This window comes from Microcoleus sp. F4-D5, from assembly GCF_036704885.1.
GTDB lineage: Bacteria > Cyanobacteriota > Cyanobacteriia > Cyanobacteriales > Microcoleaceae > Microcoleus.
Genome location: NZ_JAUBSX010000025.1, coordinates 50600 through 61840 on the forward strand (window position 1 = coordinate 50600; position 11241 = coordinate 61840).

Annotated in this window: 5 protein-coding genes; 2 read left to right on the plus strand and 3 right to left on the minus strand. The window is 42.1% G+C overall.

Going from position 1 to position 11241, the window contains the following annotated elements; genetic code table 11:
* Positions 1 to 67 precede the first annotated feature (67 nt).
* A complete protein-coding gene (locus QUA80_RS14075; RefSeq protein WP_333425410.1) occupies positions 68 to 5002 on the minus strand; it encodes a type I polyketide synthase in 4935 nt (1644 codons plus the stop codon).
* 513 nt (positions 5003 to 5515) lie between these two features.
* On the opposite strand from QUA80_RS14075, the gene QUA80_RS14080 reads away from it, so the two are divergent.
* Both QUA80_RS14080 and QUA80_RS14085 read left to right on the plus strand, forming a co-directional pair.
* Positions 5516 to 6460 (plus strand): glycosyltransferase family 2 protein, encoded by a 945-nt coding sequence (locus tag QUA80_RS14080; RefSeq protein ID WP_333425412.1) that lies wholly within the window; start codon positions 5516 to 5518, stop codon positions 6458 to 6460.
* Between the two features lie 36 nt (positions 6461 to 6496).
* Positions 6497 to 7489 carry a lysylphosphatidylglycerol synthase transmembrane domain-containing protein gene (locus QUA80_RS14085; RefSeq protein ID WP_333425414.1) on the plus strand — a complete coding sequence of 331 codons (993 nt, stop codon included), beginning with the start codon at positions 6497 to 6499 and terminating at the stop codon, positions 7487 to 7489.
* Between the two features lie 18 nt (positions 7490 to 7507).
* Here the strand turns inward: QUA80_RS14085 and QUA80_RS14090 are convergent, their stop codons facing one another.
* Both QUA80_RS14090 and QUA80_RS14095 read right to left on the minus strand, forming a co-directional pair.
* A complete protein-coding gene (locus QUA80_RS14090) occupies positions 7508 to 9184 on the minus strand; it encodes a hypothetical protein (protein ID WP_333425416.1) in 1677 nt (558 codons plus the stop codon).
* Between the two features lie 460 nt (positions 9185 to 9644).
* Positions 9645 to 11237, minus strand: coding sequence for a hypothetical protein (locus tag QUA80_RS14095; protein WP_333425418.1), 1593 nt, complete (start codon positions 11235 to 11237; stop codon positions 9645 to 9647).
* Positions 11238 to 11241 lie beyond the last annotated feature (4 nt).

Here is an 11241-nt window from a genome sequence, read left to right on the forward strand (position 1 = left end):
GATTTGTGTGAATAAGCCTGCTAACAAATAGGTACTGCAAAGTATCTTACCCCAGATTTTGATGGTATTATTTGCTGCCATCGATCTTCCTGAGAGTATACTCTTCTATGTCTACTATCACCACTCCCATTTCGTCTGCGATGGTAACATTCATTTTCAAACTGGACGATTTACCATCAACTGGTTGTTGTGTAATATAGCTGTAGACTTTTTCTGGTATCGGTCTAGTAAGCTTGACTTTTTTATAAGAAAACGGCAGGTAAGCGCCATCTTGATTTTTCAAGCCCATGAAACCGGTAGCTGTGTCTAATAAAGCTGGGTGCAATTTATAGTCTTTGATGTCAGCTATAAAGTTTTCGTTCAGTTCCAGAAAGGCTAATCCCTCATTTTGACCAAACTTTACCCATTTTACATTGTCCCATCTGGGACCGAATTCTATCAAACTTGCTTGCGGTTTTTCTACTAGAATGGGGGTTTGTTGGTGTTCTAGACATTTTGCTTCTAGTTTTTGGATTGCAAGTTGCGTAGGTTTCTCTACTTCTAGGCTGACAATTTCTCCAACACAATGTTTTTGCCACTGCTGTGAATCGGAATTCAATTTGCTAACTATCTCGAATTCCCACTCATTTCCATTTTTAGTAATAATTGTTCTTACTTCTTTCTCTTCGTCTGCTTTCACAGTTAATGGAGTCAAGAAAAATACTTCCCGCAGTTCAACGGTTTCGCTATGAGTGAGGTGTTCAAAAGCTGCTCTCGCTATTTCTAAGTATGCAGTTCCGGGAATAGTTGCTTGTCCCATAACAAGATGTTCTTGGAGTATCCAGTTTTTACTGATACTCATGTTAGATATGTATATTTTTTTGTTGCTTTCATCTACTCCCATAACGCTATCAAATAACGGGTGAGCGATCTGCGAGTAATCGGCTTTTGTTCCTGTTGATTTTTCTGCCGTCGCCGCTGCCATACCAACTTCTTGCCAAGCATCCCAGTTGATAGATACTGTGAATTTACCTTTGGAGTTTTTATACTGAGCGAATGCGTCTAGAAAAGCATTGGCAGCACAATAGTCAACTTGACCCAATACAGGGATAAGGGAATTTAGTGAAGAGGTAACAACAAAGAAATCTAGCTGAGTATCTTTGAGAAGGGCGTCGAGAATGAGAGTACCCCTTACCTTGGGAGCGAGAATTTTTTCAGCCATTTCTCGCGTTTTTTGCTGAATCAAGCCGCCACCAGGCACTCCGGCGGCGTGGATAACTCCGTTGATTTTACCAAAATGTTGCTTGGCGCGACCGATCGCCTTTTGCATCTGTTGAAAATCAGCAACGTCTGCACGCAAAGGTAAAACTTCAGCGCCAAATTTTTCCAGTTCTTGCAATTTCCGAATTTTGCAACTAACGTTTTCTGCTGAGTCGTGAGTCGCCAACCACTCTGACCACTCGTTTCGTTCTGGAAAAGCCGATCGCCCGATCAGAACCAATTTTGCTTGTACTGTCTGCGCCAGATATTCTGCTAATACCAGTCCAATACCTCCCATTCCGCCTGTTACTAGATAGACTCCTCCTGCGGTTAATCGTTGTATCCCCTCATTTGGTTTGTCTTCCAAGGGTATGGGTGTAAAAGTTTGTACCCAGCGATGCTGTCCTCGGTAAGCGATCACTTCATCAGAGGCAGGAATTTTCAACTCGGTCATCAGTTGGTCTATCGTTTCCTGATACTGTTCGGTTCCCGCTTGAGGAATTTCTAGATCGATACTCCGACAGTTAAAAGTAGGATATTCCTGGGGGATGGTTTTCACCGGTCCTATGATTGTTGCCTGTTCTGAACGCAACCGTTCTTGTCCGGTCACATTTTGCAAATTATTGGAGACGACGGCGAGTTGAAAATCATCATTTAAGTTCTGTTTCCCTAATGCTTGAGCGAGAAACAGCAGACTGTAAAAGCCTCGATCTAAAACTTCTTCAATTCCCTCCCAGTCGCACGGGGGACGGTCATCTCCTGCCAAACTCCACAGATGCACGATTGTCTTGGGAATGGCCGGTAGTTCTGCGAACAATCTCTCATAGTCCTTGATTTCTCTTGGATTGATAGCATACAAGCCCTCGTGCAGCTTGGTAAAGGATTCGCCAATCTTAACCGCGATCGCCTCTCGACTTTGTTCTTGTAGCTGTTTTGCCAGTTGGTCGCCCAAACCGTATTCATCAATAAACACCAGGACGCTAGCTGGTAGTTTGCCCTGTTTAGCTGCCCCGGGCTGAGACCTGTTCCAAGACGGGGTGTAAAACCAATCGGAAATATCTTGCTTTTTACCTTCTTCACCTGACCGGTTTGGTTGACCAACCTCCTGTGACTGTTTTTGAGGTGAAATCCAGTAACGCTGGCGTTCAAAGGGATAGGTAGGCAATGGCAGACGATGGCGTCGCTCCCTACTGTAGAATTCAGACCAATCCACCTTGACTCCAGCCAACCATAACTTGCCCAAAGTATCGAGGAGAAAAGCTAGATCTGCCTGTTCTTCTTGAGGGTGACGCAGCGATGTTAATACTAGCTGCGCTGTAGATTTATCTGGATGTCTTTTAGCTAGGGTACTCAAGGTTCGTCCCGGTCCCACTTCTAGCAATACGCGATCGGGATCTGGCAATAAATTTTGCAAACCTTCTTCAAATAGCACGGTTTCACGCAGATGCCTTACCCAATAGTTAGGATCTGTCGCCTGGGTTACTGTAATCCATTTGCCAGTCAGGTTGGAGATGTAGGGAATTTTTGGAGGCTGAAGGTTAACTTGTTTTACCCGCCTTGCAAAGCCGTCTAACATCGGGTCCATCATCCAGGAATGAAAAGCATGGGAAGTTTGCAGGCGACGACATTGAATATCTTGAGATGCGAGTTGTTTTTCTAAAGCCTCGACTGCTGCTACCGGACCTGAAACTACGCAACTAGACTGAGAGTTAATTGTTGCTAATGATAGTTCTGTTCCCAATAAGGTTTGTACTTTTTCTTTAGGAAGAAAAATGGAAAGCATAGCACCGATCGGCATTTGCTGCATCATTTCCCCACGGGCTGCCACTAAAGACAGGGCATCTTCTAATGAAAAAACCCCTGCTATACAAGCTGCTACATATTCTCCAATACTATGACCGATCGCCGCTTCTGGCTGCACTCCCCAAGCTTGCCACTGCTGCGCCAAGGCATATTCTATTACGAATAGAGCTGGTTGTGCTATTTTTGTTTGTTTGAGTTCTCGGGCTGCAACCTCCGTTTTTTCCGCACTCGGATAGAGTACCAGGCGCAGATCGATTCCTAGTTCCGGCAGTAATAATTCCGCGCAGCGATCGACTTGCTCCCTAAAGATTGATTCGCTGTCGTACAATTCACGCCCCATATTAACATACTGAGAACCCTGTCCTGAAAACATATACACGACAGGTCGTTCTTTTGGTTCGATATTGCTGGTAAAAACTTGTGTAGGTTCTAATTTATTTAGGGCGATCGCCGCTTCATCAAGCTGCTGACAAACAAGCATCCGTCGGTGGTTGAATGCTTGGCGACCCATACTCAGAGTATATGCTGCGTCCGCGATGTTCAGTTCCGGTTCTTGCTGGAAATAGGCTGCTATATCTTTTGTTCTTTGCTCTAAGGCATCACTTGTTTTGGCTGAAATTACTAGAATTTGCCAAGGACGTGATTCTCCTGATGCTTCGGTCGGTAGCGCTTCCTCTAAAATAATATGGGCATTAGTGCCTCCAATCCCAAAGGAACTGACCCCAGCGCGGCGCGGAAAACCATTAGTTTCCCATTTTGACAAGCGATTATTAACGTAGAAAGGACTATTGGCAAAATCAATTTTAGGGTTTGGCTTTTCAAAATGCAAGCTAGGAGGTATTGTCTTGTTTTTCAACGCTAATACCGTTTTAATCAAGCTCGCGACACCAGATGCTGCATCCGTATGACCTATATTAGTTTTGACTGAGCCGATCGCGCAGAAGTTTTTCCGATCGGTCTTTTCCCTAAAAGCTTGTGAAAGTGCTGCTATTTCAATGGGATCGCCCAAATTTGTTCCCGTACCGTGAGCTTCGATATAAGTAATTGTTTCTGGTTCGACCCCTGCCACGGCCTGAGCTTCCGCAATAACTGCTGCTTGACCGTCTATGCTAGGAGCTGTATAGCCTATTTTCAATGAACCATCATTATTAATAGCCGAGCCTTTAATTGTCGCGTGAACGCAGTCTCCATCGGCGATCGCATCTGAGAGTCGTTTAAGAACAACAATTCCTACACCATTTCCGCCTACAGTCCCTCTTGCTTCAGCATCAAAAGCACGACAATGTCCATCTGGCGATAAGATCATTCCTTCTTCATACAAGTGGCCTACTTTGTGAGGAACTCGCGCCGACACCCCACCTACCAAAGCCATATCGCATTCACCATTCAACAAACTTTGGCAAGCCAGATGCACTGCTACCAATGACGTAGAACACGCCGTTTGCACGTTGATGCTAGGTCCCTTCAAGTTCAGCTTATAAGACACTCGCGTCGGCAAATAGTCTTTATCGTTGGCTGTCACAAGTTGGTGCAGATTAACTAACTTCAATATATCTGGATTTTGATAAATATTATTAAGTAAATAAGTGTTGATACCTACCCCTGCATAAACGCCAATTAGACCATCATAGATTTCTGGGTTGTAACCTGCCTTCTCTATTGCCTCCCACGCACATTCTAAGAACATACGTTGTTGCGGGTCCATTAACTTAGCTTCGCTGGGACTAAAACCAAAGAAACTGGCATCGAACATATCTATCTCTGACAGCACTCCACCAGCTCTTACATAGTCAGGGTTACTAAACAACTCTGGTTTTACACCTTCAGCTAACAACTCGTCATCTGAGAACCTAGAAATTGACTCGACACCAGAGAGCAAGTTTTGCCAATATTCTTCGATATTTTTTGCACCAGGTAAACGACATGACATGCCGATTACTGCTATTTCTAAATCATTCATGTAATACCAATAAAAAAATCAAACAATTTTTTTTCCAGTCATATTTTTTTTACGACAGGATTAACCAAGTAATTATATGATGCCTGACTGCCTCTTATAAAAATTTTAGTAAATATTTACAATTTCCTAAAAATGTACGTTACGTACATATTATATGTATATTATTTGGAAAACCTCAACTATAACACGTTTGCATCATTTCAATAAAGTTTATTTAATAGCCTTACTCGTAACGCGACTACTAATTGCATTTGTATAGTCGAGTAAGGGCAAACGGCAGTTCGCCTAGTATTGGGACATAATTTGCAGATTGTGACGGTGAAAAATATAGCTACAGGTAGTATAATACCCAATGGCAGATCTGTTGCGTAAATTCTTCTCCCCAGATCGCCCGCTGTAAGTTAAATTGCTAACTACCACTTAGTATAAGATGGGTACTGGGCATTTTAAGTTTAGAGGGTCAGTGTCAGTCCTGATTCAGTAAAAAAAATCTCATCTCAAGTCCCCAGTCAAATGACAAAACTGATTATCCAAATTCCCTGCTACAACGAAGAAGAAACACTAGGTATAACTCTGAAAGAACTGCCGCGTCAGTTATCTGGAGTCGATACCGTCGAATGGTTGGTAATCAATGATGGCAGTCGCGATCGCACAATAGAAGTAGCAAAATCCCACGGAGTAGATCATATCGTCAATTTACCCCAAAACCAAGGTCTCGCCAAAGCTTTTATGGCCGGGCTAGAAGCATCTGTCCAAGCTGGCGCAGATATTATTGTCAATACAGATGCAGACAATCAATACTGTGCCGCTGACATTCTCAAATTAATTCAGCCTATTCTTCTGGAAGAAGCAGAAATAGTAGTAGGGGCTAGATCTATTGAGACAAATAATGAATTTTCTCCCTTGAAAAAGCTGCTGCAAAAACTTGGAAGTTGGGTAGTACGCATTGCTTCTAATACCGATATCCCCGATGCCCCTAGCGGTTTTCGTGCTTTCAGTAGGAAAGCCGTTATGCAAATCAATGTTTTTAATAATTATACCTACACCATTGAGACAATTATCCAAGCAGGGCAACAAGGAATAGCAATTACTTCAGTACCGATTCAAACAAATCCGGCATTACGGCCATCTCGTCTAGTGCGAAGCAATTGGAGTTATGTCGTGCGATCGTTTTTTACCATTCTCCGCATTTTCACGCTGTACAAGCCCCTATACTTCTTTTTTTTATTGGGAAATATCCCCTTAAGCATTGGTACTGTTTTAGGGATTCGCTGGCTGATATATTTCTTTATGGGGAGCGAAAGAACCCGCCTTCCCAGCTTAATTCTTGCTGCTATCTTAATTCTAATTGGATTTCAACTGTGGATCTTTGGTCTCGTTGCCGACTTAATAGCAGCTAACCGGAAACTACTCGAAGAAATTCAACGGCAAAGTCGTTGGAATAAATGCTCTAATTAAATTAACTCAAAATTCACAAGGAAAGGTTAATAAAAAATGGCAGAACAACAATCTATATCGAAGACAGGAGCGACAAAAATTATATCTTTAATTGTTAGTTTATTGATTCTGGTAGCCATCTACTGGAAAATAGACTTGCATGAATTAATCAAGGTATTTAAGAATTGTCAGGGCGGGTGGATGGTAGTTAGCCTAGGCATGGTTGTTCCCCTAACAATGTTGACTTCTTGGCGGCTACAACAACTAATGCCAAGAGGGCAAACTTTAGGATTTGGCGAAGCCAATCGCTTAATCCTAGCGTCTAGCGTCTTAAATATGTTATTACCCTCAAAAATGGGGGACATTGCCAAAGCTTATTTTATGAAGCAGCGAGGACATTTAGATGGTTCCCTGTCTCTATCTTTAGTGGTTTTTGAGAAAGCTTGCGATTTATTATCATTGCTACTCTGGTGTGCATTTGGTTTAATAATTTATCCTGCAAAAGATTGGTTGTTTTGGCTAATGACTAGCAGCGTTGCTTTCGGACTGTTAGCAGGTATTTTATTGCTGAGTTCATCAAAAATTGCTGAGATTTTTTTCAAAAATGCGGTTAAAATAGCGCCAACTAAAATTGCTCCTAAACTAGAAAGTTTGCAGGTATCTTGGCTGGAAATGCAAAATTATTTCTGGACCGACAAAGCTCAATTAGCTAAGATAACTATTGTTTCTATCTCAATCTGGCTGCTACATTTATTACAAATTTGGCTATTTATCCTAGCACTGGGGGCATGGACACCGTTTTTAGCAAATCTAGCCCTTTCACCCCTAGCAATTTTAGCAGGTTTACTGCCTTTAACTTTTGCGGGAGTTGGAACTCGCGACGCGGCGTTAATCTTTTTTTATCAGCCCTATTTCGATGCCCCTACATCTGCAGCATTAGCCCTACTTTGTACCTCGCGATATCTGTTACCTGCCCTGGGCGGTTTGCCATTTTTGGGAGAATTTTTGCTAAAAGACTCTCCAGATTATCAAGAAGTATCTCAAGGGTGAAAAGGAAAAATGAAACATTTATTTCACTTCTAAGGTTGATATCCATTTAACGTAATTACTTTGCTCTATTTCCCGACTAATCCATTCATCTGCTTGGGGAAAAGACGATCTGATCAGCGCACCTTTACCGTTATCTTCAAAACTAGGCGGCAAGAGAACGTGAACGCGCAGAGGGATGCTAGTATAAAAAGCTTGCCGATGTAAGTTTGTATCTTGTAAACCTCCGTAAAAATCAGCATGAGTAATGATTGCTCTTCCTGGTAAGTCTAGTGCCGCAAGCGGCTCTGGTAGATACCAAATATCTGTTTGATCGTTAAAATCTTTGACTAATTCTGTCCGAACCCTAGCTAAGTCTTGAGAAGCTAACCAAGGGTTATATATTTGGCTGGAAGCTGGCGTATAATTAACGGACGTTTCCCGCGCCTTAACAAAAATAGACGTACTGCTATAAGCCACAGGAATAGCAAGATAAAAGATGGCAGCAATACACAAAGAAACTTTGATTAAAAAGCTATCAGACTTTTTGTTCCATAGTTCGCATCCCGATTGTAAAGCTACAGGTAAAATAGCCAGACTTGCTGCGGTTAAATGACGCGCTTCGTAACTAACAGTTGCACCAATTGACCAAATACCAAATATAGCTGCCATACTGGTAAAAAATACAATTTTAGCTAATAAGCTGGCTTCTGATACTGCTCGCTCCTGACGGCGTAAAATCAACCATAACAACAATATACCTCCGGGAAGGCCGATTAAACCTATCCAAAGCGAATTTGGAGCGCTCGAAAGTTGAAAATTAAGGAGCAAAGTTTTCCCAAGTAATTCGGCATCTGTCATAGCTAGTGCAGGATTAGCTATCAAATAGATAAAGGTTTGCCATTTTAAGCTAATTATTTTAGCTGTACCTGTAACAAGATTTGCTGTTTTCCCTAAATTTTGGTTAACTAAGCTGAGAGTTAACAAGGGAATAGCAGAAAATAAGCAGACTAATAGATAAGCTGTTAATTGACTATTTTTTTTCTGTATATATTTATTGGTAGCACATTGAAATCCTAGATAAATCAACGCCCCTAATACAACAAATAAGAGTGAGTATTTTAAAATAAAAGCAAAGCCGATAATTAAGCCAATTACAGGAGAAATGATGAAAGTTTTTACCCAATTTTTAATATAAATAGTTTCATTTTTCCAAAATTTACTAAATTGATAAGTAGCTAACAGCAACCAAGGAGCATAAGCATAAACTAGCACTTCGGCAGAATACTGAAACAAAGCATGATTGCCATAGCGCAGACTAGGAATAGTAACAGCCAGAATTCCCCCTATCCAAATAGGAAGATCGAACAGAGAAAACCAACAGATCCAACCTAGAGAACCTAAAACAAAGCTGGCGATCGCAATTATGCGGATACTCATACCCACTGGTATTCCCTGTGCCACCAGTGGATAGGTTAGCAAATTAGTTCCTGGAGGCCACCAAGTAATCCATATAGCCTCATTAACAGCAAGGTCATTATAACTAGGTCTTACTAGATGATTAAACGAAGGGGAGTCTCCAGTAATAAACTGTTGTAACGCCTTCATCTGCCACGCACTATCGCTATAAAGACTCTGAGGATTCTTCAAAGCCACAAATACTAACAGTAAACTTGAGATGCTCGTGAGAATAATAAAAATTAGCCGAGATTGTTTCATATATTTAGAGGATGTTTGAAAAGTTGAAAAATCAGGAAAAAAATGTCTCATAATATACTGATAAACTGATTAGGTCAATGGGAAATCATATCATGTCCAGTCGAGCGATCGCGATTTTTGTAGGGGCCCGTGAGCCAACAATACCTGCCAACAATCTCCCATCTCAAAAACCCGCCCCGACCGGGATATGATGGTTAATCGATCGGACCTGATATCAACTGGCAGTAGAAACGATCGCTCAAAAGATTGGTGAAAACCGATTTAGCGCGAAAGCTCTCAAATTCAAGGATATTTTAGCTCCTGACCAACGTATCTAAATAGGATTCTATAGCCTTTCTCAAGCGTGGTGAGGTATGATTGATAGATTATATAACTACAATAACTAAGAGGGCTAAAGCCCAACTACGTACCTCTTCTTTCTGAGAACCGCTATATATTCCAACGGAATATTCCATCTTTTTTAAAGATTGCGCTCTAATTTTAACGGTTGACGGGGGGCTATTTGTTTGATTTTCTCTGTGAGGTCAAGCCAAGGCTGTATTTGACCTATTTGAAAAGTTCGGCTCATAACTACATAAATTGAGGTTTGGTCGCAGCCAATACCTCCACTAACGACATTTTCCCAAGACTCTGCTTGCAGTTGGTCTGTGACGCGCCACTTGCCATTTTCCCAGCGCAATTGACGTTCAAAATGGAAGGGGGCTTTTTTCTTATCTGTAATCAACATTTTTTGCAGTAATTTGCGAATTAAGTTAGGAAAGAAACGCCCAAAACTAAGCATAACGACTCGCAGCAATAATAAATTTATCGTTGTCATTTGCTTCTGTTTAGCCCAACCGAGTTGTCCCTGAATAGAAACTTCGTCTTCTGTCAAATGGACTTGATAAGAATCTATCAGATGAGCCACTGCATTTTTAATGGTTTTACCTTTTCTGACTTGCAACGAGAATTGGGTATCGGAAGCCACAAGCTCAGAGCCGCGAAAGAGTTTGAATACTCCGCCTTTGTTGAGTGCTAAATAAAGTTCGGTGTCGTGGCGGCGATCGATCAAAATTTGCGCTTCTTTCAACCACAGGCGACCTGTAGGTCGTGGGGGTAGTAGGGGCCGATCGAGGACAAAATCTCGCCAAGCTAATAAATAATTCCACGTATGATGACCGATGATGTGGTCGTCAGCGTAACATGGCGTTTTACCGTTAGCAAGTCCGATGAGAAAACTGTCATTAATGTGTAAAGCTTTGGGCAGCCATTTTCCGACCAACTCGAAACCGTGCGGGAAGAAATTGTAGGTGTTGCGGCTGGTATATTCACCTCCAAAAGAACCATCGGGATGAACAAAATGTGAGGCTAAGTCAACGGCGAGGACGATCGCATCTTTTAGCTTTGTTGTTGGTCTCAATTCATAAATCCTTGCCAGACAGGAAATTGTTAAGGTGTGATAACCTGGATCGCAGCCTTCATATTCCTGAAACCAGCCTTCGGGGTTTTGCCAAGACAATACCTTTTCTAAGCGTTGCTGTTTGATTGCATCCCATTTAGCAGTAGACAACAGCTTTGAAACCAATTCCAAACACAGTACAATTAAGGCTTGGTGGTTGGTTAGCCGTCCGCTTTCATGGTGGTGAGCTAGCCAATCAGCTCGCTTTTCAAAGAAAGTTAAAATCTTAGGGTTGTTCAGTCCGATGAGGGTGTAACTTTCAACGCAGGCTAGCAGCGAGAAAGCCGCTGCTCCCCCAGCTCTTTCGTAGGGAAAATAATCATCGCAGGAACCATCTTTGTGTGCGCTTTTGGCGGCGTAGAGAATACCGGCCTCTACCCATTCTCTGATTGTTGATTGGCGGTAAAACGGGTTGTCTGGCACGTTGGTATCGTAAGCCAAAGCTAGGGGCAAGACAAATTCTTGCGCCATACCGCTGGGAAAATCAATGATTTTGTAGTGCCAAAAGTTGCGATCGCAACAACCGTAAGTTGGGCTGTGCGGATTGCGATCGAGCAAGGTTAAAATTTTGGGTATTTGAGCGATCGCAAAGCTATAAAATAGTTCTCTACTCATGATT